General features: G+C 56.2%; 23 protein-coding genes and 1 tRNA gene. 14 read left to right on the top strand and 10 right to left on the bottom strand.

The window, feature by feature from the left end:
- Position 1: 1 nt before the first annotated feature.
- The gene (locus L1F30_RS07290) at positions 2-1,438 is read right to left on the bottom strand and encodes a coniferyl aldehyde dehydrogenase (RefSeq protein WP_253361184.1); all 1,437 of its coding nucleotides are present in this window, start codon (positions 1,436-1,438) and stop codon (positions 2-4) included.
- Positions 1,439-1,634: 196 nt separating this feature from the next.
- Here L1F30_RS07290 and L1F30_RS07285 point away from each other — a divergent pair, with 196 nt between their 5' ends.
- From L1F30_RS07285 to L1F30_RS07275, 3 genes are read left to right on the top strand one after another with little or no spacing between them, the layout of a single operon-like run.
- Positions 1,635-2,336: a TetR/AcrR family transcriptional regulator gene (locus L1F30_RS07285; protein WP_253361182.1), complete on the top strand. Its 702-nt coding sequence runs from the start codon at positions 1,635-1,637 to the stop codon at positions 2,334-2,336.
- The gene (gene rsuA, locus L1F30_RS07280) at positions 2,326-3,015 is read left to right on the top strand and encodes a 16S rRNA pseudouridine(516) synthase RsuA (protein WP_253361180.1); all 690 of its coding nucleotides are present in this window, start codon (positions 2,326-2,328) and stop codon (positions 3,013-3,015) included. The genes L1F30_RS07285 and rsuA overlap by 11 nt, the downstream gene beginning before the upstream one ends.
- Positions 3,016-3,041: 26 nt before the next feature.
- Positions 3,042-4,085, top strand: a complete 1,044-nt coding sequence (locus tag L1F30_RS07275) for a class I SAM-dependent methyltransferase (protein ID WP_253361178.1) — start codon at positions 3,042-3,044, stop codon at positions 4,083-4,085.
- A 15-nt stretch (positions 4,086-4,100) separates the two neighbouring features.
- Here L1F30_RS07275 and L1F30_RS07270 read toward each other — a convergent pair whose 3' ends face one another.
- Positions 4,101-4,739 (bottom strand): DNA-J related domain-containing protein, encoded by a 639-nt coding sequence (locus L1F30_RS07270; RefSeq protein WP_253361177.1) that lies wholly within the window; start codon positions 4,737-4,739, stop codon positions 4,101-4,103.
- Positions 4,740-4,922: 183 nt separating this feature from the next.
- Between L1F30_RS07270 and L1F30_RS07265 the strand changes: the two genes are divergently transcribed.
- The 3 genes from L1F30_RS07265 to L1F30_RS07255 all read left to right on the top strand — a co-directional run bounded on the left by L1F30_RS07265 (position 4,923) and on the right by L1F30_RS07255 (position 5,962).
- Positions 4,923-4,997, top strand: a tRNA-Asn gene (locus L1F30_RS07265).
- A 104-nt stretch (positions 4,998-5,101) separates the two neighbouring features.
- On the top strand, positions 5,102-5,383 hold the full coding sequence (locus L1F30_RS07260) for a pyrimidine/purine nucleoside phosphorylase (RefSeq protein ID WP_253361175.1): 282 nt from the start codon (positions 5,102-5,104) through the stop codon (positions 5,381-5,383).
- A 120-nt stretch (positions 5,384-5,503) separates the two neighbouring features.
- Positions 5,504-5,962, top strand: a complete 459-nt coding sequence (locus L1F30_RS07255) for an Lrp/AsnC family transcriptional regulator (protein ID WP_253361173.1) — start codon at positions 5,504-5,506, stop codon at positions 5,960-5,962.
- 59 nt (positions 5,963-6,021) lie between these two features.
- Here the strand turns inward: L1F30_RS07255 and L1F30_RS07250 are convergent, their stop codons facing one another.
- Together L1F30_RS07250 and L1F30_RS07245 are read right to left on the bottom strand one after the other, a co-directional pair.
- A complete protein-coding gene (locus L1F30_RS07250) occupies positions 6,022-6,636 on the bottom strand; it encodes a glutathione S-transferase family protein (RefSeq protein ID WP_253361171.1) in 615 nt (204 codons plus the stop codon).
- The gene (locus tag L1F30_RS07245; protein ID WP_253361169.1) at positions 6,636-7,544 is read right to left on the bottom strand and encodes an MBL fold metallo-hydrolase; all 909 of its coding nucleotides are present in this window, start codon (positions 7,542-7,544) and stop codon (positions 6,636-6,638) included. The genes L1F30_RS07250 and L1F30_RS07245 overlap by 1 nt, the downstream gene beginning before the upstream one ends.
- 143 nt (positions 7,545-7,687) lie before the next feature.
- On the opposite strand from L1F30_RS07245, the gene L1F30_RS07240 reads away from it, so the two are divergent.
- Together L1F30_RS07240 and L1F30_RS07235 are read left to right on the top strand one after the other, a co-directional pair.
- Complete coding sequence (locus tag L1F30_RS07240) at positions 7,688-8,155, top strand: chemotaxis protein CheX (RefSeq protein ID WP_253361167.1); 468 nt, start codon at positions 7,688-7,690, stop codon at positions 8,153-8,155.
- Positions 8,156-8,291: 136 nt separating this feature from the next.
- Positions 8,292-9,269 (top strand): DegV family protein, encoded by a 978-nt coding sequence (locus L1F30_RS07235; protein WP_253361165.1) that lies wholly within the window; start codon positions 8,292-8,294, stop codon positions 9,267-9,269.
- A 65-nt stretch (positions 9,270-9,334) separates the two neighbouring features.
- Here the strand turns inward: L1F30_RS07235 and L1F30_RS07230 are convergent, their stop codons facing one another.
- From L1F30_RS07230 to L1F30_RS07220, 3 genes are all read right to left on the bottom strand, one after another.
- Entirely contained in the window at positions 9,335-10,639 is a 1,305-nt protein-coding gene (locus tag L1F30_RS07230) for a sodium ion-translocating decarboxylase subunit beta (RefSeq protein ID WP_253361163.1), read from the bottom strand.
- A gap of 8 nt (positions 10,640-10,647) precedes the next feature.
- A complete protein-coding gene (gene oadA, locus L1F30_RS07225) occupies positions 10,648-12,432 on the bottom strand; it encodes a sodium-extruding oxaloacetate decarboxylase subunit alpha (RefSeq protein WP_253361161.1) in 1,785 nt (594 codons plus the stop codon).
- A gap of 69 nt (positions 12,433-12,501) precedes the next feature.
- Positions 12,502-12,735 (bottom strand): OadG family protein, encoded by a 234-nt coding sequence (locus L1F30_RS07220; protein WP_253361159.1) that lies wholly within the window; start codon positions 12,733-12,735, stop codon positions 12,502-12,504.
- 215 nt (positions 12,736-12,950) lie between these two features.
- Between L1F30_RS07220 and L1F30_RS07215 the strand changes: the two genes are divergently transcribed.
- From L1F30_RS07215 to L1F30_RS07205, 3 genes are all read left to right on the top strand, one after another.
- Positions 12,951-13,967, top strand: a complete 1,017-nt coding sequence (locus L1F30_RS07215) for a tRNA-dihydrouridine synthase (RefSeq protein WP_253361157.1) — start codon at positions 12,951-12,953, stop codon at positions 13,965-13,967.
- 69 nt (positions 13,968-14,036) lie between these two features.
- Positions 14,037-15,839 (top strand): ABC transporter transmembrane domain-containing protein, encoded by a 1,803-nt coding sequence (locus L1F30_RS07210; protein WP_253361155.1) that lies wholly within the window; start codon positions 14,037-14,039, stop codon positions 15,837-15,839.
- Between the two features lie 70 nt (positions 15,840-15,909).
- Positions 15,910-17,289: a DEAD/DEAH box helicase gene (locus L1F30_RS07205; protein ID WP_253361153.1), complete on the top strand. Its 1,380-nt coding sequence runs from the start codon at positions 15,910-15,912 to the stop codon at positions 17,287-17,289.
- Between the two features lie 100 nt (positions 17,290-17,389).
- On the opposite strand, the gene L1F30_RS07200 is transcribed toward L1F30_RS07205, so the two are convergent.
- On the bottom strand, positions 17,390-17,905 hold the full coding sequence (locus L1F30_RS07200) for a Spy/CpxP family protein refolding chaperone (protein ID WP_253361151.1): 516 nt from the start codon (positions 17,903-17,905) through the stop codon (positions 17,390-17,392).
- A 161-nt stretch (positions 17,906-18,066) separates the two neighbouring features.
- Between L1F30_RS07200 and L1F30_RS07195 the strand changes: the two genes are divergently transcribed.
- Both L1F30_RS07195 and L1F30_RS07190 read left to right on the top strand, forming a co-directional pair.
- Positions 18,067-18,765, top strand: a complete 699-nt coding sequence (locus tag L1F30_RS07195; RefSeq protein WP_253361149.1) for a response regulator transcription factor — start codon at positions 18,067-18,069, stop codon at positions 18,763-18,765.
- Positions 18,762-20,150, top strand: a complete 1,389-nt coding sequence (locus tag L1F30_RS07190) for a cell wall metabolism sensor histidine kinase WalK (protein WP_253361147.1) — start codon at positions 18,762-18,764, stop codon at positions 20,148-20,150. Before L1F30_RS07195 ends, L1F30_RS07190 begins: the two co-directional genes overlap by 4 nt.
- 33 nt (positions 20,151-20,183) lie before the next feature.
- Here the strand turns inward: L1F30_RS07190 and L1F30_RS07185 are convergent, their stop codons facing one another.
- On the bottom strand, positions 20,184-21,134 hold the full coding sequence (locus tag L1F30_RS07185) for a hypothetical protein (protein WP_253361145.1): 951 nt from the start codon (positions 21,132-21,134) through the stop codon (positions 20,184-20,186).
- 389 nt (positions 21,135-21,523) lie between these two features.
- Here L1F30_RS07185 and katG point away from each other — a divergent pair, with 389 nt between their 5' ends.
- Entirely contained in the window at positions 21,524-23,728 is a 2,205-nt protein-coding gene (gene katG / locus L1F30_RS07180; protein WP_253361143.1) for a catalase/peroxidase HPI, read from the top strand.
- Between the two features lie 374 nt (positions 23,729-24,102).
- Here the strand turns inward: katG and L1F30_RS07175 are convergent, their stop codons facing one another.
- On the bottom strand, positions 24,103-24,693 hold the full coding sequence (locus tag L1F30_RS07175; protein ID WP_253361133.1) for a triacylglycerol lipase: 591 nt from the start codon (positions 24,691-24,693) through the stop codon (positions 24,103-24,105).
- Between the last annotated feature and the right edge of the window lie 35 nt (positions 24,694-24,728).

Genomic DNA, 24,728 nt, shown 5'->3' with positions numbered 1-24,728 from the left:
GCTAGCGGATTAAAAAACCCAGCACCTTATCAACCAAGCCACCGTATGGCGGGTACAACATTTTCATGCCGTTAAACTTGGGCTTGTACAACACAGCTTTAGGCTTGCTGAAGGTTATAAAGCCCTCTTTGCCGTGGTAGTGCCCCATACCCGACGCGCCCACACCACCAAAGGGCAAATCATCAACGGCAACATGCAGCATAGATTCGTTAAACACCACCCCACCACTGTGGGTGAAATTCAAAATTAATTGCTGGTGCGCTTTATTAAACCCGAAATAATACAGCGCCAGCGGCCTATCCCCCTCGTTGATGTAATCAACCGCTTCCTGCAGATTTTTGTAGGCCATAATCGGCAACACCGGGCCAAAAATTTCTTCCTGCATGAGCGTCATGCTGCGATCCACATTGGTCACCAATAAGGGCACCTGGCGGCGCGTGCCATCATCCACCTGCTCATCGGTCACAGGCTCCACCTGTGCACCTGCAGCGCGCGCTTGCTCTACCCAACCAGCAATACGGCTTTGGTGCCGCTCACTGATAATGGCCGTGTAATCGCTGTTGTCGGAAATTTTGGGGTAAAAGGTGTTAAACGCTTTTTTATAGGCGGCCTTGAAGGCATCCACCTGCCCCTCGGGCACAAAAATGTAATCGGGAGCGACACAGGTTTGGCCGGCGTTCATGGATTTGCTGTAACACAGGCGCCGCGCCGCCTCTTCCAGCGGGAAATCCGGGCCAACCACCACCGGCGATTTACCACCCAACTCAAGCGTGACCGGGGTTAAATTTTCAGCGGCAGCGCGCATCACATGCTTGCCAATGCTGCCGGCACCGGTAAATAAAATGTGGTCAAAGGGCAATTCCGAAAAGCGCGCAGCAACGGCCGGGCCGCCATTAACAACGGTGACACTTTCAGGCGTGAAAGTTTCTGCAATCACTTCGGCCAATAAGGCCGAGGTACGCGGCGTGGCCTCGGGCATTTTTATCATGGCGTGATTACCCGCAGCCAGCGCCGTGGCCAAAGGCCCCAAGGCCAGCAACAGCGGGTAGTTGAACGGCACCATAATGCCCACCACTCCGAGCGGCTGGTAAATTACCTGCGCCTTGCCAGGCAGCAGATGCAACGCCAGGCTTCGCCGCTCGGGCTTCATCCACTTGCCGAGGCGCTTGCTCAAATAGCCAATCATTTCAATCAGGCCCAAGATTTCAGCCAGCTGCATTTCATGGCGCGAACGCGCCGAGAAATCGGCGCTCATGGCATCCATCAGGGCATCTTTATGGCGCAATACCATCTCTTTTAATAGCGCGAGTTTCGCCTTACGTTCGTCTGCCGAAGGCATGGGGTTTGCCCGGTAGGAGGCGCGCTGGCGGGCCAACAAATCGCCGAGCGCCTCGGCGCTGATATCTTCTGTGGTGAAAGCCTGTGTTGCGGTATTCATTGCGTCTCCTGGGGCTTGCGTTGGGTGGAGCCTGCGCGGTAAACCTTGGCAATTACTCCGGGCAACCAATCCAGCCTGTTGATTTGAATCGCTGATGTGCAAAACCAAGCTGCAGTTTTAGAGTTTTTACTCTAGCCTGTCAAGGGGCGCAGCTTGCCGCTATAATCGCGCGCTGAAATCCAAGGTAAATCTGTTGATGTCCAGTACCCGTGATCGCATTCTCACCACAAGCCTCGCGCTCTTTAACGCCCGCGGTGAGCGCAGCACCACCACCAATCACATAGCCGGCGAGCTGGGTATTTCACCGGGCAATCTCTATTACCACTTCCGCAACAAAAGCGCGATTATCGAACAACTCTACCTGGCACACCGCCACGCGGTGCTGGGCCTGATGGAATTGCCAGAGGGCAGCCAATTCACCCTCGCCCACAAGGCACAGTTGCTGAACGAGCTCACCCAAGCCATGTGGGCGCACCGCTATTTTTACCGCGATACCGAGCACATCTTCAGTGAAGCGCCGCACCTGGCCCGGCTGCATAAGGGCACCTTTAACGCTGTGTTTACCAAGAGCTTGCAACTGCACAGCGCATTGGCGGCTTCGGGCTTGCTGCAGGCACCCCCCGAAACCCAACGCGATTTAAGCTACAACGCCTGGATACTGCTCACCAATTGGATCAGCTTTATCTCCACCACACTGGAAGTGGATGTAGAAGCCAATAGCGCGCAACTCATCAGGCGCGCCGTGTACCAGGTGCTGAGCCTGGAGCGCCCCTACCTGGCCCCGGCCGCCCGCAGCCAGCTGGATGATATTGCACAAGGTTATTATCTGGATCTTGCCCCCTTCCACCAGCAAGAGCACATCCACACAACCAAGGCGGGCTCCACCCATGAGAATTGATCGCTGGGTCAGCCAGGCGACAGATTTATCCCGCAAGGCCGTACAGGCTGCCATTAAGGCAGGCCGTGTGTGTGTTGATGGCAAGCCCGTTAACAGCCCCGCCTTCCCGGTACGCGCTGAAGATCAGGTAAGCTTGGATGGCGAGCACTTAAAAGCCCCCGGTGCGCGCTATTTTATGCTGCACAAACCCGCAGGCTATTTGTGCGCAACTGTCGATGCGCACCACCCGGTGGTGCTGGATTTGCTGGATGAACCCAACAAGCACGGCCTGCAAATTGTGGGCAGGCTCGATTTAGACACCACAGGCCTGCTGCTGATCACCGACGATGGCCGCTGGAACCACCGCATCACCAGCCCCCGGCGCGCCTGTGAAAAAACCTACCTGGCAAGCCTGGCAGAGCCCTTGAGCGAGAGCGCACCGGCGCTGTTTAAAGCCGGTATTTTGCTGAAAAATGAAACCCACCCCACGCGCCCTGCAGAGGTGCAATCGCTGCCCAACAACCAATGCCGGATCACCATCAGCGAAGGTCGCTACCATCAGGTTAAGCGCATGTTAGGTGCGGTAAACAATCGGGTAACAGCCCTGCATCGCGAACGCATTGGCGCCATTGCACTGGATCCCCAACTCGCCGAAGGCCAGTACCGCCCGCTCACACCTGAAGAAATTGCAGCGGTTTAACCCAACCCCAACCACGGCTTGCCACTATGAAATGCAACACCCCCGAACAACATCTGGCAGAAGCGCTTGGCCACCAACCCGGGAGCACCCTGTGGCTGGCCGATGAAAACGCCCTGGGGCTCAAATTGCCGGTACCTGTGGCCTGCACGGTTACCAACCGCTTTGATGTGCACCAGCAAATTAACAGCCCGAACAACATCTTTAACGACTGGGATTTAACCCCGGCCTTTGCTGGGGCAAACTTCACGCAGGTGGTGTACCGCGTTTCCAAAGAGCGCCCCGTGGTGCACCACCTGCTGAACCAGCTGGCAGAGCATCACGCCCAGTGGCAGCAGCTCATTCTTATTGGCCAAAAAAATGAAGGGCTAAAAAGCTACGCAGATCTTGCCGGCAAACGCTTTGGCAACAAACAGGTAAAAAAGCACGGCAACTATTATGTGGCCTGCATTCAATCGCGCGCGCCAGATGGCGCGCCACTGGAAAGCCAGAACTACCCGGAGCTCAGAGTCACCCAACACTGGGGCGAGCAGCCTTTGTACAGCAAACCCGGCACCTTTGGCTGGCAAAAAATCGACGATGGCAGCGTATTTTTAATTGAGCAGCTGCAACTGCTGGCAGAGGAACTGGCACCGCGCACCCACCGGGTGCTAGACCTCGGTTGCGGCTATGGCTTTATTACCCTGGCGGCCCGCACACTTCTCAACACACCCGCCACCCAGTGGCTTGGCACCGATAACTGCGCCGCCGCGCTCAGCGCCTACGCCAGAAACTGCGGCGATTTTGCCGAGGGCTTTACCGGCGACCGGGGGCTAGACAACCAACAACACCCCCTGCGCCCCGCTGTAGACTTAGTGCTGTGCAACCCGCCTTTTCATCAGGGCTTTTCCCCAGAGGCCAACATCACCCAACGCTTTGTGGCCGCCATGCACCAATGGCTCACGCCCAAGGGCACGGCACTGGTGGTGGTAAACCAGTTTGTCGGGCTCGAAAAACACGCCCAGGGCCTGTTTAGCAAGGTGGCTGAAGTGGCCAAGAATGGCAGTTTCAGGGTGATAAGGCTCACCAAGTGAGCCCCGCACCCGCCGTTAATTTGCGGGTAGGTGCAGGCAGGCCAGCTCAAAGGCCTGATTAAGTGCCTGCAAGGCTTGGTTTGAGCCGCCTCTGTCTGGGTGAACTGCCATGGCCTGGCGCCGGTATTGGCGCTTCAGGCTCGCGTAATCGGTAAGCGTTGTCAGCCCAAGGGTATCGAGCGCGGCGGCCAGGCCCTCGCCTTCTGCGCCCGCGTAGCGGGCATACTGGCGCCAAAAACCTGCTAGTAGCTCATCTACGGCCGTTTCAGAGAGCGACAAATTGGCAAAATCCAGGTAGTAGTCGGCAAGCTCGCCACTCACACCGCTGCAATTGGGCATCATCACAGCCTGCGCACTGGCCGTGCCCGTCAGCGGCCGCCATTCAACCCCCGCAGCACTGAAGCCCCAGCACCACTGGGCGTGCGCCCGGGCCCAGTGATAAAGCGCATTGCGCATCAGAAAATGCACCCGGTAAAGCCCCTGCCCGGCCAACGCTGCTTGCTCAACCAGCAATTGGCCACGCAACCAGCTCAGCAGCTCCGCCTCGCTTAACGCCTGTAAGCCCCGCGCTTGGCACTGGCACACATATTCACCCACAGCGTGATACAGGGGGTTTTCGATATGGCCAGTTGATGGCCCAGAGTAAGATTCCATGGCTAAAGTGTGGTGGCAGGCGGCGCAGATTGCAAAAAACCCGGCTGGCTGCACACCAAACAAACAAGCTGGTTACGCACTAAACAATCACCGTAAGCCCATGAATTTTTTTATAAAAATCCCTTGACCACTTTTAATTCTGACAATAAGATACGCGCCACTTCCACAGAGGAAGCGCTTTTTTCCGGTGTAGCTCAGCGGTAGAGCAGCGGACTGTTAATCCGTTGGTCGCTGGTTCGATCCCAGCCACCGGAGCCAAATTCAAAAACCCTGAATACCCCGTATTCAGGGTTTTTTTATGCCCAAGCGACCGATACAGGCGCCGGCCACCCCTAACCGCAAGTGATCACAGGAATACCGCCATGTTTAAAGTAAACAACTATTTCGACAACCAAGTAACCTCCATCGCCTTTCAAACCGCCGACCTGCCCGCCACTCTGGGCGTAATGGCTGCGGGCGAGTTCGAATTCGCCACCGATAAGCGCGAATACATGACCGTAGTGAGTGGCGCCATGACCGTTAAGCTGCCGGGTGCTACCGAGTGGCAAACCTTCAACGCCGGTGAAACCTTTATTGTTGAAGCCAACCTGAGCTTTAACGTAAAAACCACCGAGCAAACCGCCTACCTCTGCAAGTACGAATAAGCCCGCAGGCGGGCACCGGTTGCCCGCCCTGTTCCGCCCCTGCTTCACCCCACCGCATTACCCTGCCCGTAAAACTGCGATATTCTTGCCGCAAGCACAGACATACAGGCAAGCATCACCATGAAATTCAGCGATAGCGAAAGACAAATTCTCAGGCTGCTGCAGCAAAACGGCCGCGCCAGCAATGTAGAGTTGGCCCAAAAAGTGGGGTTGAGTGAATCGCCCTGCTTTCGCCGCGTAAAGCAGCTGGAAGAAGCCGGCGTGATCAGCGGCTACGCCGCCATTGTTGACCAGCGCAAGCTCGGCCTGGATGTGACAGCCTTTGTGCAAGTCACCCTTGATCAGCGCTTAGAGCAAGACACCGAGGCCTTCCTGGAGGCGGTGGCCGCCGAGGGCCATATCATGGAGTGCTACGCCACCAGCGGCGATTACGACTTCCTGCTGCGTGTGGTGGCGCGCAACATTGATGACTTTGCCGATATCAGCATGCGCCGCATTCTGAAATTCCCGGGCGTGAAAAATATTGTGTCAACCTTTAGCCTGCAAACCATTAAAAATTCACAGGTACTGCCCACCTAAGCCGCTGGCACAAAAAAGCCGCGCACTTTTCAGTACGCGGCTTGGGCGCACCGGCCAAACTAGGCTGCCGCGCTCGGGCGCCCGGCTACCTGCTTGTACCAGCGCGCCAAATGCGCCCATTCATCACTGATGCGAATTTTCACCACCCGGGCAAAATCTACCGCGCAGAGCGCTGTGATGTCTGCTATGGAAAACCGGGGGCCTGCCAAAAATTCACTGCCGGCCAAGTGCGCATCAAGCTGCGCCATAAACGCCCGCGCATCTTTGCCACATTGCTCGCCGTAAGCAGGCACCGGCACCATGCGATCTTTAAAATAGCCGGTGGTGTGCTGAAAACACATGCCCACCGGCAGCATTAAATGAAACTCCGCGCGCCGCTGCCACATTTCAATTTGCGCCTGTTCAAGAGGCGTTTCACCCATGAGCGCAGGGCTCGGGTGCAGGGCCTCAAAATAGCGGCAGATCGCCACAGATTCACCAATAAACTCACCGCTATCCAGCGCCAGCACCGGTATTTTGGTGGTGAGGTTTTTAGCCCGGTAAGCCTCAGATAAATTCTCACCGGCGGCAATATCTACCTGTTCAAACTGCACCTCATCAAGCAGGCCCTTCTCTGCCAAAAACATGCGCACCCGGCGGGCATTGGGCGCGCTTTTGGTTTCAATAATTTTCATTAAATGGCCTCGTAGATGATGCCAACCCACTGATCAGGTGTGAGAAAGCCCTTGCCCCACTGCTTATCAAAGGCCGCGGTGGGCTTGGCGGCTATGACTTGGGCTGCGGTTTTGCCGGCCTGTTTCATGGGTGCCACCTGCTCATACACCGCTTTTAACATGGCGTGGTAGCGCCTAAGTTCGGCTTTATTGCTAAGGGGGCCATGGCCGGGAATCACCTTGGTGTTGTCATCAATTTTGGCAAGCACTGCCTCAACGGCGTTAATCACACCCAACATCTTGCCGCCACTGCTGGCATCAATAAACGGGTAGAACCCGTTGAAATACAAATCCCCCATATGCACGGCATTGGCCTGCTCAAAAAACACCAGCGCATCTCCATCGGTATGGGCCGCCTGCGGATGGGTTAAATTAATTGTCTCGCCATTAAAGTGAAAGGTTATGGCCTGCTCGAAAGTAACCACCGGCAAGGCCATATCGGGCGCGGGCGGCACAGACTTCTTGAATGCCTCAATCACGCCGCCTGCTTCAAGGCGGGTGCGCACATTTTTATGCGCCACAATCACCGCTTTCTGCTTGCCAAAGTTTTCATTGCCGCCGGTGTGGTCGTAATGCCAGTGGGTATTGATCAAAAATTTCACGGGCTGATCGCTTAAGGTGGCGATGGTGGCCCTGATGGTTTCACTTAACGGGGCAAATTGATCGTCCACCAAAAAGGTGCCATCTTCACCCACAGATAACCCCATATTGCCGCCTGCGCCAACCAGCATGTACAGGCCCTCGGCCACGGGTATTACCTCGATTTTTTGTTTGGCGTGATCATCGGCCAGGGCGCTTGCGCCCAGCATTAAACCCAGCGCCAATGCGGTAAAGGATTTGCCAAAGCGCATAAAAGATAACCTTCTCATTCCCTTTCTCCATTGCTTAGTAATATCAGCTAATACTTAAAATAGCGTTTAGTTCTTACAATTATCAAGCGTAGCGCCTGATGGCCTGTGAGTTGCCATCTATACTGACAGCTCTTGTCGCGCAGTTTTGTGGTGTTTGTTTGATGAATGAAAACCTGCTGTCACCCTTTTACGAGGCGCTACACCAAGTGCTGTTCACCATGGCACAAGTGGATACAAGCCCCGGCAAACGCGGTATCAAAAAAAACACCAAAGCGTTGGGCATCGTAACAGGCATCATCGCACTAGACAGCAAGAACATAAAAGGCAGCATGGCTGTGAGTTTTTCCCAAGAGCTGATTGGTGAAATATTCGCCAACATGCTGGGTGAAAAGCACACGCAAATAGATGCCCAGGTGTGCGATCTGGTGGGCGAGCTCACCAATATGATCACCGGCGCCGCCAAGCCTGCACTGTTTGAAATGGGCATCGATTTAAGCCTCACCCGCCCCACTACGGTCTCAGGCCTGAACCACCAGGTGCTTCACCCGGTGCAGGGCCCGGTGATGATCCAACAGGTAAACACAGGCCTCGGATTTGCCGCCCTGGAAGTCTGCTTCGCCGCCGCCTGACTTTTCGCGCCAGCCTTGTAAGCCAAAGCTTACAAAAACCTGTGCTTTAAGCCGTCAAACTCTGGGTCTTAGCGCTGATACCGGCCATTGTGTACAAGCCTTATAGTTGCCTACATTGAAGGATTAGGAGGCAATTATGGAAACCCAACTCACCCCCCGCACGCGCACGGAAAGCTCGCCCACAGATCGCATTGGCATTGCCGTAGATTCCAGCTGTGATCTCACCCCGGAATTCATTCGCAAACACGGCATTGAAGTACTGCCCATTTACATCAACCATGCCGATGGCATGTTTAACGATGTGCGCGACCCGGGCGCGATGACCGCCTTCTACAAAACCCACACCAAAGCCCGCTACGGCGAAGCCCAGAGCGAGCCGCTCTCGGTGGCCGATGTAGGTGAAATTTTTGAGCGCGCCTTTTTGCCCAAGTACGATCGGGTAAACGTGATTACCATCAACAGTCGCAAAAGCCAGGTGTATAACCGCGTAACCGAAGCGGCCATGATAAACGAGCCCAAGTTTCGCGATAAAACCCAACGCACCACGCCCTTTCGCATCCGTATGCTAGACAGCTACTCCATGTTCAGCGGCCACGCGGTACTGGTGTGCGAGTTTGCCAAGCTCATTCACGAACAGCGCGAATCCCAGGCCAAAGCCATTGCACGCATCAACAAGCTGCGCGATAACGTCTACGGCTACATGGTGCCTTACAACCTGTCTTACATGCGCGATCGCCGCCACCTGCGCAAGGGCGATCACAAAATCAGCTGGCTGTCTTACAAGCTTGCCGAAACCTTCGGTATTAACCCGGTGATTGAATTACACAAGGGCGAAACCCACGCCTTTAAAAAGGCCAAGGGCTACAACAACGCCCTAAAAGAGCTGTTTGAACACGCCAAGAGCTCCATTCTCTCGGGGCTGGCAACAGATACTATCGTCATGAGCTACGGCGGTTTACTGGAAGAAATCCACGACAACCCCGACCTCTTGGAATTCCGCGATTTTGCCAAGCAAAAAGGCGTAAAAACCATGCTCTCTATGATGTCTGCCACTGCTGCAGTAAACGTGGGCCCCAAGGCATTCTCTCTGGCCTTCGCCCGCGCAGACCACTAAGCGTAAAACCTGCTCCAATAAAAAAGGCCTGCATTAGCAGGCCTTTTTTGTAAGCGTAGAGAAAACTACATACCAGATACCATTGAGATCATCACACCCGCCGCTACCGCCGAGCCAATCACGCCTGCCACATTCGGGCCCATGGCGTGCATTAACAGGAAGTTTTGCGGGTTGGCCTCAAGGCCCAGCTTGTTGGAAACCCGTGCAGCCATAGGTACCGCCGACACACCGGCAGAACCAATTAACGGGTTGATGGGCATTTTGCTAAAGCGGTTCATGAGCTTGGCCATCAGCACGCCGGCTGCAGTACCAATACAGAAAGCCACAATACCCAGAATCAAAATACCGAGGGTTTTTGGATCCAGAAACTTATCGGCGGCAAGTTTGGAGCCCACAGATAAGCCCAGGAAGATCGTCACGATATTAATCAGCGCGTTTTGCGCCGTATCGCTCAAACGCTCTACCACGCCACACTCGCGCATCAAGTTACCCAGGCAGAACATACCCAACAGCGGTGCGGCCGATGGCAATACCAGTGCCACCAGAATCACCAGCAAAATCGGGAACACGATCTTTTCGCGGCGCGATACCGCACGCAGCTGGGTCATCTTGATTTTGCGCTCTTCAGGCGTGGTTAACGCACGCATGATGGGCGGCTGAATCAATGGCACCAGCGCCATGTAGGAATATGCAGCCACGGCAATGGCACCCAGTAAATCGGGAGCCAAAATGCTGGTTACGTAAATGGCCGTTGGGCCATCTGCACCACCAATAATGCCAATGGCGGCCGCCTCTTTAATGGAGAAATCCATAATCCCCATGGCCGACAAACCCACCGCGCCCAACACAGTGGCAAAAATGCCAAACTGCGCCGCTGCACCTAAAAACAGGGTGCGCGGGTTGGCCAATAGCGGGCCGAAATCGGTCATGGCACCTACGCCCATAAAAATCAGCAAGGGCGCCACACCACTGGCAATGGCAACGTTATAGAACTGGTACAGCATGCCATCGGCATAGTTGTAATCAGCCGCCACCTGCGCTGCGGCCACGTGGGCTGCGGCACTGGCTTGATCGTAGGCCAACAGCAGTTGCGCGGGCGTTTCATACACCACCCCCAGCGCATCTGCCATGGCAGCCATCACTTCGGGGCGTGCAAAATACACGGCGTTTTCCACGGCAGAAAGCGCAAGGCCTGCGCCCGGAATATTGGCAAGAATGCCGCCGAAACCAATGGGCACCAACAACAGCGGCTCAAAGCCTTTGCGGATGGCCAGAAACAACAAGCCCATGCCCACCAGAATCATAACCAGCTGACCCGATTGCATGTGGTACATGCCGGAGTCTCGCCATAACACTAACAATGCGTCCATGATGACTCCTAGGCTAAATTCAACAACGTATCGCCAACGGCAACCGAATCACCCTCTTTCACGAGGATATCGCCCACTACGCCTGCTTTTGGCGCGCTCACTTCGGTTTCCATCTTCATGGCTTCCAGCACCAGGATTGGCTGCCCTTCTGTCACCTGCTGGCCGGGCTTCACCAATACGCGGAAAATATTGCCCGCCAAGGGTGCAGCCACAGGCTCGCCACCAGTGGGGGCAGCGCCTGCCGCCGGTGCTGTAACCGAGGCTCCGCCGACAGGTGCAACGCCTGTGAGGTCACCCCCATCAGATACGGTAACGGTGTATTGCTTGCCTTCAACGGTCACGGTGTACACCTCGTCGCCGGCATCGTTTTTCACGGTGGCCTTGCCCTTGCCAGTTGGCGCAGGCTCGAAGGCTTCGGCGTTGCCACGGTTTTGCAAAAACTTCAGGCCAATTTGGGTAAACAGCGCGTAGGTGAGCACGTCGTCTATTTCGCGCTCGCCCTCGGCAAGCTTGATGCCCTTTTCTTTGGCGATTTCACGCAGCTCGCCCACAAGCTTGTCCATTTCCGGCTCGATCAAATCTGCCGGGCGACAGCTAATGGCTTCGGCGCCATCCAGCACGCGCTGCTGCAGCTCGGTGTTTACCGGCGCAGGTGTGGCACCGTATTCACCCTTGAGCACGCCCTGGGTTTCTTTGGAGATAGACTTGTAGCGCTCGCCCGTCAGTACATTCAGCACCGCCTGGGTGCCTACAATTTGCGAGGTGGGTGTTACCAGCGGAATGAAGCCCAGGTCTTCGCGCACTTTTGGAATTTCTGCCAGCACCTCGTCGAACTTGTCGGTAGCGCCCTGATCGCGCAGCTGGTTTTCCATATTGGTGAGCATGCCACCGGGCACTTGCGCCACCAGAATACGGCTATCCACACCGCGCAGCGAACCTTCGAACTGGGCGTACTTTTTACGCACTTCACGGAAGTAGTTGGCGATGTCTTCCAGCAGGTTGATATCCAGGCCGGTGTCGCGCTCTGTGCCCTGTAAAATGGCCACCAGAGATTCGGTTGGGCTGTGGCCATAGGTCATAGACATAGAAGAAATTGCGGTATCTACGTTATCAATACCGGCTTCCACACACTTCAAAATAGTGGCGGTAGAAAGCCCGGTGGTGGCGTGTGCGTGCAACTGGATGGGAATATTCACCGCGGCCTTCAGTTGTTTAACCAGCTCATAGCCTTCATAGGGGCGCAACAGGCCCGCCATGTCTTTAATGGCAATGGAATCTGCGCCCATGTCTTCAAGCTTGCGGCCCATGTCTACCCACATGTCCAGCGTGTGCACGGGGCTTACGGTGTAAGAGATGGTGCCCTGGGCGTGTTTGCCCACGTTGTTTACGGCCTTGAGCGCCGTTTCGAGATTGCGCACATCGTTCATGGCATCGAATACGCGGAATACATCAATGCCGTTGTGGGCGGCGCGCTCTACAAATTTATGTACCACGTCATCGGCGTAGTGGCGGTAGCCGAGAATGTTCTGCCCGCGAAACAACATTTGTTGCGGGGTTTTGGGCATGGCCTTTTTCAGCTCGCGAATGCGATCCCACGGATCTTCACCCAGATAGCGAATACAGCTATCAAAGGTGGCGCCGCCCCATGTTTCCAACGACCAAAAGCCCACTTGATCGAGCTTTTCGGCAATGGGCAGCATATCGTCTATGCGCAAACGGGTGGCAAACAGCGACTGGTGTGCATCGCGCAACACCACATCGGTAATACCGAGCTTTTTATTACTGGCGGTCATGGGTTAACCCTTCTGTATTCTTGTGGTTCGTAGCCAGGCTTATAGCCCAGCCGTTATGCAGTGGAGCTATCAGCGTTTACGGTGTTGCTCGATGGCGCTTTTGATAATGGCCAAGGTGCGGTCATCCACGCGATTTGCCGGAGCTGCAGGCGGCGCCACTGGCGGCTCGGCCTCCGGAAAAAAGCGCGACATCACGCCAGACATCGTCACGGTCACAACGACCAGAATGGTCAGGAACACAAATACCGTGCCCATGCCAAACACCATTAAATCTATGCCCTGTTGGACAATTTCCTGCTGCATGTGTATTTCTCCGCGTTAAATCCCGTGCCGGCCACTGGCCACGGGGGCGCATATGAAAGCAAATTTCGGGAAAATCTACAAAATTCAGTAACATGGGAAACCAAATTACCCCGCAAAATAGCATTTTCACGGGCGCTTTGGTGCAATTTTCACTCACTTGCGCCGAAGTTTAGTTAAGATGCGCGCCCACACCCTTGTTATCAGCCGGAAACCCTATGCCCCAAATTGCCCTCGCCCCCATGGAAGGCGTGGTGGATTACCCCCTGCGCACCCTGCTTACGCGCCTGGGCGGCATAGACAGCTGCGTCACGGAGTTTGTGCGGGTAACTAACCTCACCCTGCCGCGCAAGGTGTTTACGCGCCTGTGCCCGGAGTTACTGGCCATAAAAGATATTTCACGCACGCCGTCCGGCACGCCGGTGGCGGTGCAATTGTTGGGCGGCAACCCAGAGTGGATAGCCCGCAACGGGCGCAAGGTGGCACAACTTGGCGCGGCCGCCGTAGACATCAACTTCGGCTGCCCGGCAAAAACCGTAAACCGCCACGATGGCGGCGCCTGCCTGCTGCAAACGCCAGAGCGGGTATACAACATTATTAAAGCCACCCGCGACCTGGTGCCTGCAGACACCCCGGTAAGCGCCAAAATCCGCCTGGGGTATTCCGATCGCAAGCCCTACCTGGAGATTGCCCAGGCCGCGGCCGAAGCCGGTGCCAACCGCCTGACGGTGCACGCGCGCAGCAAGGCCGATGGCTACCGACCACCCGCCTACTGGGATTGCGTGGGCCACATCAACAGCCTGCTCAATATTCCGGTGGTGGTCAACGGCGATATCTGGAGTGTGGCCGACTACCAGCGCGCGCGCGCCGAGAGCGGCTGTACCGATGTAATGATTGGCCGTGGCTTGTTGTCTTGCCCGGATCTTGGCCTGCAAATCAAGGCAAGCCTTGCAGGCCAGCAATACCAGCCGCTCACCTGGCTGCAGGTCGCAGCCCTCGTGCGCGAGCACTACGAGGTAAGCAAACCGCTGTTTCCTAAAAAATACCTGGGCAATCGCCTGAAGCAGTGGCTGGCACACCTGAAGCGCCACTACCCCGGCGCCCAGCTGTTTTTCGATAAGGTAAAAACCTTGCGCACCGAAGCCGAAATAGACGCCTGCTTCCACGCACTGCTTGGGCCCTATCTGCATGAGCCCTATTTACCAGGCCCAAGTACAGCCGCACGCAGTGATTAACCCCTACCCCCTAATTCCAACCTTAAGCCCTACAATGGCAGGCGCAGCTGCCCACACCAAGGATGCCCCATGAGCCAAGCGCAAGCCCCACAACCAAGCAGGCACGCCACACCTGCATCTGCCCAAGCACAGGATTTACGCATACTGTTTTCGCTGTGGCAGTTTCTTAAACCCTACAGGGGCACCTTGCTGGCGGCGGCCGTGGCGTTGGTGTTTACCGCAGGCACCACCTTACTGCTGGGCCAAGGCGTGAAAATGCTCATTGATAAGGGCTTTGTGTCGGCTGAGCCCGCGCAGCTCAATCAGGCGGTGGGGTTTATCTTTGCCATTACCGCACTCATTGCCCTGGGCACCTTTGCGCGCTTTTATCTCGTCTCTTGGCTCGGCGAGCGGGTGACGGCAGATATACGCGCAGCCGTGTTTAACCACTTGCTGAGTTTGCACCCCAGCTATTTTGAAACCAATAAAAGCGGCGAAATCATGTCGCGCCTGACTACCGATACCACCTTACTGCAAACCATTATTGGCTCCTCCCTTTCCATGGCGCTGCGCTCGTCGCTCACCTTCACCGGCGCGCTGATTTTACTGCTGATTACCAACCTCAAGCTCACCGCCATGGTGTTGCTGTGCGTGCCGCTGGTGATAGTGCCGCTGCTGGTGTTCGGGCGCAGGGTGCGCAAGCTCTCCCGTGAAAGCCAGGATTCCATCGCCGATGTTGGCACCTACGCCGGTGAGATCATTCGCCAGATCAAAACCGTGCAAAGCTATACCCGCGAGCAGGCCGAGCAACAGGCCTTTGGCCGCGAGGTAGAGCGCGCCTTCAGCGTGGCACGGGCGCGCATCAAACAGCGCGCAGTGTTAATTGCGGCAGTGATTCTCATGGTGTTTGGGGCGCTCGCCACCATGCTCTGGGTGGGCGGTATGGATGTAATTGAAGGCCGCATGAGTGGCGGTGAACTGGGCGCCTTTGTGTTTTACGCCATTATGGTGGCCTCGGCCGTGGCCACCATTTCAGAGGTGTATGGCGATTTACAGCGCGCCGCCGGCGCCACCGAGCGCCTGCTGGAGCTGCTGCAAGCCCCCTCGCTCATCCACAGCCCCGCAAGCCCCAAGCCGCTCGGCGCCGGGCCCAAGGCCATCACCCTGACCAATGTAAGCTTCAGCTACCCGTCACGCCCGGATCAACAGGCCTTGGCCGGGGTTAACCTGCACATTGCCGCAGGCGAAATTGTGGCATTGGTCGGCCCTTCCGGGGCCGGCAAATCCACCCTGTTTGAATTGCTGCTGCGCTTTTACGACCCGGCCACAGGCAACGTTTGCCTTGATGGCCAGCCGCTGCCAAGCCTTGACCCTGCCGCCGTGCGCGCGCACATGGCGCTGGTGCCCCAGCAGCCGGCCCTGTTTACCGCCGATGTCAGCTACAACATAGGCTACGGCAAACCCGGTGCCACCGAGCAAGACATACTGAACGCAAGCCGCGCAGCCTACGCCCACGAATTCATCAGCCAACTGCCCGAAGGCTACGCCAGCAACCTGGGCGAGCAAGGGGTGCGGCTCTCGGGCGGCCAGCGCCAGCGCATCGCCATTGCACGGGCCATTTTGAAAGACCCGGATGTACTCCTGCTGGATGAAGCCACCAGCGCACTCGACACAGAGAGCGAGCGCAAGGTGCAAGATGCCCTCAATCAGCTGATGCAGGGGCGCACCACCTTGATCATTGCCCACCGCCTGGCCACGGTGCTGCACGCCGATCGCATAGTGGTACTCGATAACGGGCGCATTGTGGCCCAGGGCACCCACAGCGAACTGCTGGCCAAATCCGACCTCTACCGGCGCCTGGCCGAACTACAATTCAACGATCAGCAAAGCTGAATCACTGGCGCAGCCCACCTGCCATTGCGGTATACTCGCGCCCCGTTTGACCATTGCCAGAGGAAATACCGTGTTTAGTGAATTAGGCCTGGACCAAAGACTCATCAAAGCGCTGGAAGCCCAGACCATCACCGAGCCCACCGAGGTGCAAACCCAGGTGATGCCCGTCGCCCTAAGCGGTAAAGACTTACTGGTAATGTCTGAAACCGGCAGCGGCAAAACCCTGGCGTTTTTGCTGCCGTTGGTACAACAGCTGCTCACCGCTGAAATCCCGCGCACCGCAGGCACCCTGGCGCTGATCATGGCGCCCACGCGAGAGCTGGCCAAACAGCTGCTGAAAGAAACCAAACAGATTTTGAAATTCACCCACTTGAAAGTGGGCATTGTAAGTGGCGGTGACGATTACAAATTCCAGGCCGCGCAACTGCGCAAAAACCCGGAAATCCTCATTGCCACCCCCGGGCGGCTGCTGGAGCACTTTAACCGCAACCTGCCCGCCATGGACGACCTGCAAGTGCTGGTGCTCGATGAAGCAGACCGCATGCTCGATATGGGCTTTCACGACGACATGGTGGCCATTGCCGCCAAGCTCAAGAAAGATCGCCGCACCTGGCTGTTTTCAGCCACCCTGTCTCACGCAGGCGTGGGCACACTGGCAGGCCAGCTCACCAACAATCCCGAGCGCGTAAGCCTTTCTACCGGCCGCCAAACCCAGGCCAACATTTTGCAACAGGTGATTCTGAGCGATGGCCAGAACCACAAGCAAAAAGCCATTACCCAGTTGCTGAAAACCCACAACTACGAACAAGCGCTGGTGTTCACCAACACCCGCGTTCAGGCAGATCACCTGTGCCAATACCTGCGCGCCCAGGAAGTTAAAACCGGGGCCATTCACGGCGACATGACCCAAGACGATCGCAACAAAGTGATGGAGCTGATGCGCAAGGGCCACGTAAAAGTGCTGGTAGCCACAGACGTGGCCGCACGGGGCATTGATATTGGCGGCATTGAGCTGGTTGTAAACTACGACATGGCCCGCAACGGCGACGACTACACCCACCGCATTGGCCGCACTGGCCGCGCCGGTGCCGATGGCCACGCCATCAGTTTCATTACCCCGCAAGAATGGAACCTGAAGGCCGGCGTTGAACGCTACCTGCAAACCCGCTTTGAAATTATTTCGCTGCTGGGCTTTGAATCGCGCTACCAGGGGCCGGAAAAAGTGAAGGCCTCAGGCAAGGCCGCAGGCCCGAAAAAGGCCGATAAAAAAGCAGCGCTGGAGCGCGCCGCCAAGAAAAAAGCCAAAGACAACAAACCCAAAGTGCGCACGCGCGACCAGAAAAATATTGGCAAGCGCCGCGCACCTACCGCGGTGCCCAACTTGGGCGATGGCTTCGCGCCACCGAAAATCACCCGCAAAGTAGCACCCGACAGCAACGAAGCCGATTAACCGCCAGCTACATTAACCACATGCAAATAGCGGCATCAAACAACGGGGCGCAGGCCCCGTTGCTCGCCCTACGCTTTGTGCGCAGCCTTAGTGCGCATACTTATTGCCCATCCTTTTCAGATTTATGGCCTTTGTGAGCGCGGCGCTCGGCTTTTAGTTCGGCAAGCTTTGCCTGCTGCTCGGCAGTTAACCGCTCGCGTAGCGCGCGCATGTGCAGGGTTTTAGCCACCATTTGCTGGCTCATCAGGCCCGCAATCTGATCGGCGCTGGCGGCAAGCTCTGCTTCACTGGCACCGGCCTCGGCCAGGGCGCGAAATTCCTTGCGCAGGCTGTGCAGCTTTTGGCGCTCGGCCTTCATGGCCTGATGCTGGGTTTCGCGCAAGGCTTTTATTTCTGCCTGCTGCTGTTCGGTTAAATCAAGCTTGCCCATTAACTGGCGCATACCGGCCTTGTGGCGCTTGCCCGCAAAGGGCGCGTGCTCGCAGCCGGCCTGTGCCTCAGAGTGCCGCTCGCCCTGCCCCTCACCGTGCGACGCACCCGCCCAAACGCCCATGCTGGTTGCGCCAATTAACGCCGCCAAGCCCAAAACCCGTGCCGTGTGTTTAACATGTTGCATATCGCGCTCCTTCAATAAAATTTAATCACAACACCATGCTAGCGGGCGCAATCGTAAAGCGGGGCTAAGGCCGGTAAACTACTGTAAAGAAAGGTTAGCGCCCCTGCCAAAGTTGTGTGTTTACAGGGAAAATAACCGCTAAATCGAGTTGAGCGAAGCCCATGCATACCCCACCCAGGCTATTACTGGTAGACGACGATCGCGAGCTGTGCGAGCTCTTGGCCAACTACCTCACCACCGAAGGTTTCACCGTAGATACCCGTCACGATGGCCGCGCAGCACTGGCAGCCATAAAGGCCCAGGCCTACGCCCTGCTGGTGTTAGATGTAATGATGCCCGAACTCAACGGCATGGATGTGCTCAAGCAACTGCGCGAACAAAACAACACCCCGGTATTAATGCTCACCGCCAAAGGCGACCCGGTAGATCGCATCATCGGCTTGGAACTGGGCGCAGACGACTACCTGGCCAAACCCTGCGACCCAAGAGAGCTACTGGCGCGCATTAAAGCCATATTGCGGCGCACCACCAGCCCAGAGCCCGTAATTGAATCGCAATCCACCGGTGCGCTGCGCCTACAATCTGGCAACCGCACAGGCTACTACAACGAACAAAAGCTGGAACTCACAGGCGCCGAGTACACGGTACTCTCGCTGTTGGTGGCCTCGGCCGGTGAGGTGCTCTCGAAAGATACCCTTACAGAGCGCGCCCTGGGTCGCAAGCTCACCGCCTATGATCGCTCTATAGATGTGCACGTAAGCAATATTCGCAAAAAAATTCACGATGCCGGCGGGCCGAAAGAGTTAATTATAAATATCCGCGGCGCAGGCTACATGCTCACCCTGGAACCCACCCCATGATCCGCCTGTTCTGGAAGGTGTTCATTGGGTTTTGGCTCACCACCATTCTCATTATTGTGGGCACGGCTCTGGTGATTCACCAGTTTGATCCGGGCGGCTTTGCACGCCCGCACCGGGCCCCGTTTTTCAATAAAGACCCACACGCCATGCGCGTCTTGCACTACGCCACGCGCGATGCAGTAAACGCCACCGAGCAAGAATTTCTGGCGCGCCTGCAAACCCTGCCGCCCTGGGCGCTGCGCGCTTTGTTTGTGGTGAATGCCAGCGGCAAAGACATGCTGGGCCGCACCCTGCCCCCACCCGCCGAGGCACTGATTCGGGATTTAAATCAGCAGCGCCCGTTTATGCGCAAAGATGTGCGCGGCAAAAAATATTTTGGCCGCTTAATCCAACTGGAAGATGGCCAGATTATTCGCATGGTGGTGGCCTCGCAATCTGAACAACCCAACCTGCTGTTAAAGCTTTTTTTAATGAACCTCTGGCCCATACTGCTGATTTCTGTATTGGTGAGTGGCACGGTGAGTTATTTATTGGGCCGCTATTTAACGCGCCCGGCGGAAGTGTTAAAGGCCGCAACCCAGCGGTTGGCGGCCGGAGATTTTTCAACCCGCGTTGCACCGCAAATGCGCGGGCGCAAAGATGAGCTCAGCAGCCTCGCGCTGGCCTTCGACCAAATGGCCGAACAACTGCAACACGCCATGAGCGCCCAACAGCGCTTGATTAAAGATGTATCGCACGAACTGCGCTCGCCACTTATGCGCCTGCAATCGGCCTTGGGCCTTGCCCTGCAGCAATCACCCGCAGCTACCAGCGAGCACATCAGCAAAGCCCAGCAGGCCGCAGAATACTTAAACAATATTATTAGCGATATTTTGGCGATACCGGTAAACGATGGCGAGCAGTGGCCACTGGAAGACACAGTAGACATCGCCATGCTGTTAACAGCACTCGTGGAAGATTTTCAAACCCAGGCGGCGGAAAAAAACATCACCCTCACACTCAGCGCGCCTGCCGAGGCGCTGGTGCAAACCCGCAGTAATACGTTAGTGGGCGTGTTTGAAAACTTGATTACCAATGCCTTAAGGCACACACCCAACAACGGGAAAATCAGCATTGCGCTAACAGCCAGCGGGCACTTCTGGCGGATTACCCTGCGCGATACCGGCCCCGGCGTTGCCCCCCAAGAGCTGGAAGATATTTTCACGCCCTTTTACCGAACCGATGAGGCGCGCGACCGAAATCAGGGCGGCGTGGGTTTAGGCTTAAGCATCGCACGCCGCACCGTAACCCAGCACGGCGGCACTATTAGCGCCGAGCTGGCAGCAGCGGGCGGCCTGATAATTACCGTGCAATTGCCCTCAGCAGCACTGCCTTCTAGCAACTAGAAGCTAGAAACTAGAAACTCAGTCTCTTGTTAATTAAATCTGCCGGCGGGTCACTTCTACGGCCAGGCCCATGTGATCGGTAATGGCGGCGGCTTTGTTTTGGCTGCCGTGCGATACCGTGGCACCTTGCGATAAATAAGCGTGCCTGCCCAAGCTCAAAGTTGCCGTGTTGTACACGGCTACGTCGTACATTTGCTGGGCATTGCTGTTGGTGCCGCCAAATACCCGATTGTGGGCATCAATTGGCGCTATGCCTTTTTCTGTGTGGGCATTGGCAAATACACTGCCCACGGCACGGCTCACCATAGTGCGCGTGAAATCTTTACCGCCCTGATTGGTATCGCCCATCACCAAATCAATGGCGCCTTTGCCAGCAGCCACGAGGCGCTGATTGATGTCTTGGTAAAAGCGCACGGTTTTGTCATCACTTTTGGCAATGCTATTGGGCACATGCACAAACACCACGTTAACATTGCCGCTTCTCACCGCAACCCAGCCCATGCCATAACCCAGGGGTTCGTGTTGCGCACTCAGGTTTGCGTGCACGCTAAAACTGTTGCAGGCCTTGCCCGTAGACACAGCACACACCAACTGCCCTGTGTGAACCCTAGAGCCGTGCCAATCACCGTGGCTGGCATCCATTTCGCCATACACCAGCAGGTCGCAACTGCGGCCAAATTCGCGCACCAGGTGCTGGTGGGTATCGCGCGCTTTGCCTTCAACCATGGACAAAAAGCTATTGATATCGTGGTTGCCCTTGGCCATGTGCCCTTGCGGGGCAGACCCAACTAGTTGTGCGGGCCCATGCACCGGCACACTGGGCGGCACCTGTGGGCCTGCCACCGGCATTGCAAGCCGCCAATCGGTGCCGCTGGCGGCCTGGAAGTTATGGGTTGCACGGGTAAACCGCTGGGAATTGGTGGCCGCGATGCCGCGATCGCTCGCACAGCTGGCATTGAGAGACTGATAAAAGAAAATGGGCATAGAAATCATCCGTAAATTGCGCACTGCGCTCCGTCTTTTCCTGCGGCACAACCCAAACCGAATGCGCTGCAGACGTTTGCCGCAGTGTAACCAATCAACACCCTGCTGCCAGCTTACAGGCGCCAAATTGGCGCAAGGCACCGCTTACTGGCACCAACGCCAAAACAACCGTACTACTTTGGGCAAACACCTAACGGCAAACCCCGGGGGAACACAGTGCGTATAGCTCATGCTTTAGCACGAGGCTCAAGAGATTTTATGGGCCCGATGAACAAAGACAATTTTAAATTTATGCCACCGTTAACTATACCTACCCAATCAATACGCACGTGAGCCAAGCAGGGCTTTGCGGCGTATTACCCGCTCACCTGGCGCAAACGGAGCCCCACATGGATAGCAACGCAAACAAAGCAACCTGCCCCTACCTGCACGGCGCACTTACCCGCACGGGCGGCCAAGGCACCGCCAATGAAGACTGGTGGCCCAACCAATTACAACTGAGCATCTTGCACCAGAACGATCGCAAGGCGAATCCGCTGGATGAAAGCTTCAGCTACAAAGCGACCTTTAACAAACTAAACCTGAAGGCCCTCAAGAAAGATCTGCACGCACTCATGACAGATTCCCAAGACTGGTGGCCGGCAGACTACGGCCACTATGGGCCGTTTTTTATTCGCATGGCCTGGCACAGTGCGGGCACCTACCGCTTAGGCGATGGCCGCGGCGGCGCAGGCAGCGGCGAGCAACGCTTTGCGCCCACCAACAGCTGGCCAGATAACGTAAACCTGGATAAAGCCCGCCGTCTGCTTTGGCCCATCAAGCAAAAGTACGGCAACAAAATTTCCTGGGCAGATTTAATGATTCTCACCGGCAATGTGGCGCTGGAATCTATGGGCCTTAACACCTTCGGTTTTGCCGGCGGCCGCGAAGACATTTGGGAACCCCAAGGCGACACCTACTGGGGCTCTGAGAAGAAGTGGCTGGCAGACAACCGCTACAGCGGCGAGCGCGAGCTGGAAAACCCCTTGGCGGCGGTACAAATGGGCCTGATTTACGTAAACCCGGAAGGCCCCAACGGCAAGCCAGACCCAAAGGCTGCCGCCCACGATATTCGTGAAACCTTCGCGCGCATGGCCATGGACGACTATGAAACCGTGGCGCTGGTGGCCGGTGGCCACACCTTCGGCAAAACCCACGGCGCAGGCCCGGAAAGCCACAAAGGCCCAGAGCCCGAGGCCGCACCCATTGAGGCGCAGGGCTTTGGCTGGCACAGCAACATGGGCACAGGCCACGGTGAAGATACTATCTCTAGCGGGCTGGAAGGCGCCTGGACGCCAACCCCCACCCAGTGGGACAACAGCTTTTTCGATACCCTTTTCGGCTACGAGTGGGAGCTCACCAAAAGCCCCGCCGGTGCCCACCAATGGAAGCCCAAAGGCAATGCAGGCCAAGGCACAGTGCCCGATGCCCACAACCCCAACAAGCGCCACGCACCCATGATGGCCACCACCGATCTCGCACTCATTGAAGACCCGGCCTATCGTAAAATTTCCGAGCGGTTTCATAAGAACCCGGCCGAATTTGCCGATGCCTTCGCGCGCGCCTGGTTCAAGCTCACCCACCGCGACATGGGCCCCAAAAGCCGTTACCTGGGCCCGGAAGTTCCGGCAGAGGAACTGCTTTGGCAAGACCCGCTGCCCGAGCGGGATTTCTCGCTCATCTCTGGCAAAGATGCGAACGATCTGAAAGCCAAAATTTTAGCCAGCAAGCTCACCCACACAGCGCTCATTGCCACTGCCTGGTGCAGCGCCAGCACCTTTCGCGGTTCAGATAAACGCGGCGGCGCCAACGGTGCCCGCATTCGGCTGGCCCCGCAAAAAGATTGGCCCGCCAATGAGCCGGAACAATTGGCCAATGTGTTGAGCACGCTTGAGCGCATTCAAAAGGCCTTTAACAAAGCCCAAACGGGCAAAAAGCGCGTAAGCATGGCAGACATGATTGTGCTGGGTGGCAACGCCGCCATTGAGGCCGCAGCCCAGGCGGCAGGCCACAAAGTAAAAGTGCCCTTTGCACCGGGCCGGGTAGATGCCACGCAAGAGCAAACAGATGTTGATGCCTTTGAAGTACTAGAGCCCAAAGCCTGTGGCTTTAGAAATTACCAAAAGGCCGATTACAGCGTAAGCGCAGAGGAATTACTGCTAGACCGCGCGCAGCTGCTCACCCTCACAGCACCGGAGATGACGGTACTCATTGGTGGCATGCGCGCATTAAATGCCAACGTGGGCGGCCAGCCCCACGGCGTGTTCACCAAAACACCGGGCAAACTCACCAATGATTTTTTTGTAAACCTGTTAGATATGAATACCCAATGGGTGCCGACCACTCAACAGGCTAACCTCTTCGAGGGCCGCAACCGCAAAACCGGCAAAGTGCAATACACAGCCACGCGGGTAGATTTGCTGTTTGGCTCTAACGCGCAGCTAAGGGGTATTGCCGAGGTTTACGCTACGGAAGGTGCAGAGAAAACCTTTGTGAAAGACTTTGTTAAAGCCTGGGCGAAAGTGATGGATGCCGACAGGTTTGATTTGCGCTAGCTTACGTTTTAAGTAAAACAGGAACGCCGCCTTAGTGCGGCGTTTTTTGTGGTGTTTATTGTGATGTTGGTTAGCGGTTGTTGGTTTAAAAGCGGTTTATATGGGTGGGCTAGGCCACCCACCCCCTTGCACCCGCAAGCCACTGCATCGCGGGTTTTTGGCATTGTGCGATTCTTAAAGCTTTGCAATTGGCCTGCGGGCACAAGGGGGTGGCTAGCCTTTGTGTAGATGGGTGGTGAGCGAAAGCAGCTGGGTGTAGAACACCATTGAAGGTACAAAACCATTGGGATCGGAAAGCCATTGGAGAATGGTTTTAGCCGGTCAAACTGCTGTAAGAAAAGTAACGCTATAACTTGCAGTGAATCGTTCAGGCGCTAGTGGCGCGCAAACGCCCCGTTTTGCAGGTAGTGCAGCACCTGCTGAATCACTTCATCATTACGCATCATAAAGGTGTGTGTAACTGGCATTACAATGTGGTCATTCATGCCTTCAAGCTTGGTGTTTTCAACAGACACCTTGCCATCATCCGGGTTGGGCAACTGGGTAGAAAGCAACAGGTTGATACTTCTGGAGCCCGCAATAATACCCACATCAAAATCAGCTAACCCCAAGGCATTGGGCAAACTACTTTTGCCTGTGCCAAGCTGCAAACCTGCCGGGCCATTAATAAACTCAAACCCCGGTAGATTGCCCAACTCATCCACCACCTGGCTACCTTTATTCGGCGGCCCAAGCATTACCACACGCCCAAGGTTTTCAACAGTGTGCTGTGAGAGGTAATACCGCACCAGAATACCGCCCATTGAATGAGTAACAAAATTGACGTTACCACTCTCACCACAAGCAGCTAGCGCCGGTGGAATACTGGCCTCAGCAAGATTTTCAACGGTATCTGTAGTGGAGGCATAGCCTTCATTAAGCACCTTATAGCCCGCATCTTCCAACGCTTTTTCCAATGTCGCCATACTACCTGCCGTACGGGCAAGGCCATGCAGCAAAA

It is taken from the genome of Simiduia sp. 21SJ11W-1 (genome assembly GCF_024138675.1).
GTDB lineage: Bacteria > Pseudomonadota > Gammaproteobacteria > Pseudomonadales > Cellvibrionaceae > Simiduia.
Note: the sequence above shows the minus strand (reverse complement) of the source record. Positions and strands in the feature narration are given on the sequence as shown.

What these genes read in the sequence shown, in the direction of transcription:
- L1F30_RS07290 (WP_253361184.1), bottom strand. Translation starts at nt 1,438, where the DNA reads ATGAATACCGCAACACAGGCTTTCACCACAGAAGATATCAGCGCCGAG.
- L1F30_RS07285 (WP_253361182.1), top strand. Translation starts at nt 1,635, where the DNA reads ATGTCCAGTACCCGTGATCGCATTCTCACCACAAGCCTCGCGCTCTTT.
- rsuA (WP_253361180.1), top strand. Translation starts at nt 2,326, where the DNA reads ATGAGAATTGATCGCTGGGTCAGCCAGGCGACAGATTTATCCCGCAAG.
- L1F30_RS07275 (WP_253361178.1), top strand. Translation starts at nt 3,042, where the DNA reads ATGAAATGCAACACCCCCGAACAACATCTGGCAGAAGCGCTTGGCCAC.
- L1F30_RS07270 (WP_253361177.1), bottom strand. Translation starts at nt 4,739, where the DNA reads ATGGAATCTTACTCTGGGCCATCAACTGGCCATATCGAAAACCCCCTG.
- L1F30_RS07260 (WP_253361175.1), top strand. Translation starts at nt 5,102, where the DNA reads ATGTTTAAAGTAAACAACTATTTCGACAACCAAGTAACCTCCATCGCC.
- L1F30_RS07255 (WP_253361173.1), top strand. Translation starts at nt 5,504, where the DNA reads ATGAAATTCAGCGATAGCGAAAGACAAATTCTCAGGCTGCTGCAGCAA.
- L1F30_RS07250 (WP_253361171.1), bottom strand. Translation starts at nt 6,636, where the DNA reads ATGAAAATTATTGAAACCAAAAGCGCGCCCAATGCCCGCCGGGTGCGC.
- L1F30_RS07245 (WP_253361169.1), bottom strand. Translation starts at nt 7,544, where the DNA reads ATGAGAAGGTTATCTTTTATGCGCTTTGGCAAATCCTTTACCGCATTG.
- L1F30_RS07240 (WP_253361167.1), top strand. Translation starts at nt 7,688, where the DNA reads ATGAATGAAAACCTGCTGTCACCCTTTTACGAGGCGCTACACCAAGTG.
- L1F30_RS07235 (WP_253361165.1), top strand. Translation starts at nt 8,292, where the DNA reads ATGGAAACCCAACTCACCCCCCGCACGCGCACGGAAAGCTCGCCCACA.
- L1F30_RS07230 (WP_253361163.1), bottom strand. Translation starts at nt 10,639, where the DNA reads ATGGACGCATTGTTAGTGTTATGGCGAGACTCCGGCATGTACCACATG.
- oadA (WP_253361161.1), bottom strand. Translation starts at nt 12,432, where the DNA reads ATGACCGCCAGTAATAAAAAGCTCGGTATTACCGATGTGGTGTTGCGC.
- L1F30_RS07220 (WP_253361159.1), bottom strand. Translation starts at nt 12,735, where the DNA reads ATGCAGCAGGAAATTGTCCAACAGGGCATAGATTTAATGGTGTTTGGC.
- L1F30_RS07215 (WP_253361157.1), top strand. Translation starts at nt 12,951, where the DNA reads ATGCCCCAAATTGCCCTCGCCCCCATGGAAGGCGTGGTGGATTACCCC.
- L1F30_RS07210 (WP_253361155.1), top strand. Translation starts at nt 14,037, where the DNA reads ATGAGCCAAGCGCAAGCCCCACAACCAAGCAGGCACGCCACACCTGCA.
- L1F30_RS07200 (WP_253361151.1), bottom strand. Translation starts at nt 17,905, where the DNA reads ATGCAACATGTTAAACACACGGCACGGGTTTTGGGCTTGGCGGCGTTA.
- L1F30_RS07195 (WP_253361149.1), top strand. Translation starts at nt 18,067, where the DNA reads ATGCATACCCCACCCAGGCTATTACTGGTAGACGACGATCGCGAGCTG.
- L1F30_RS07190 (WP_253361147.1), top strand. Translation starts at nt 18,762, where the DNA reads ATGATCCGCCTGTTCTGGAAGGTGTTCATTGGGTTTTGGCTCACCACC.
- L1F30_RS07185 (WP_253361145.1), bottom strand. Translation starts at nt 21,134, where the DNA reads ATGCCCATTTTCTTTTATCAGTCTCTCAATGCCAGCTGTGCGAGCGAT.
- katG (WP_253361143.1), top strand. Translation starts at nt 21,524, where the DNA reads ATGGATAGCAACGCAAACAAAGCAACCTGCCCCTACCTGCACGGCGCA.
- L1F30_RS07175 (WP_253361133.1), bottom strand. Translation starts at nt 24,693, where the DNA reads ATGGCGACATTGGAAAAAGCGTTGGAAGATGCGGGCTATAAGGTGCTT.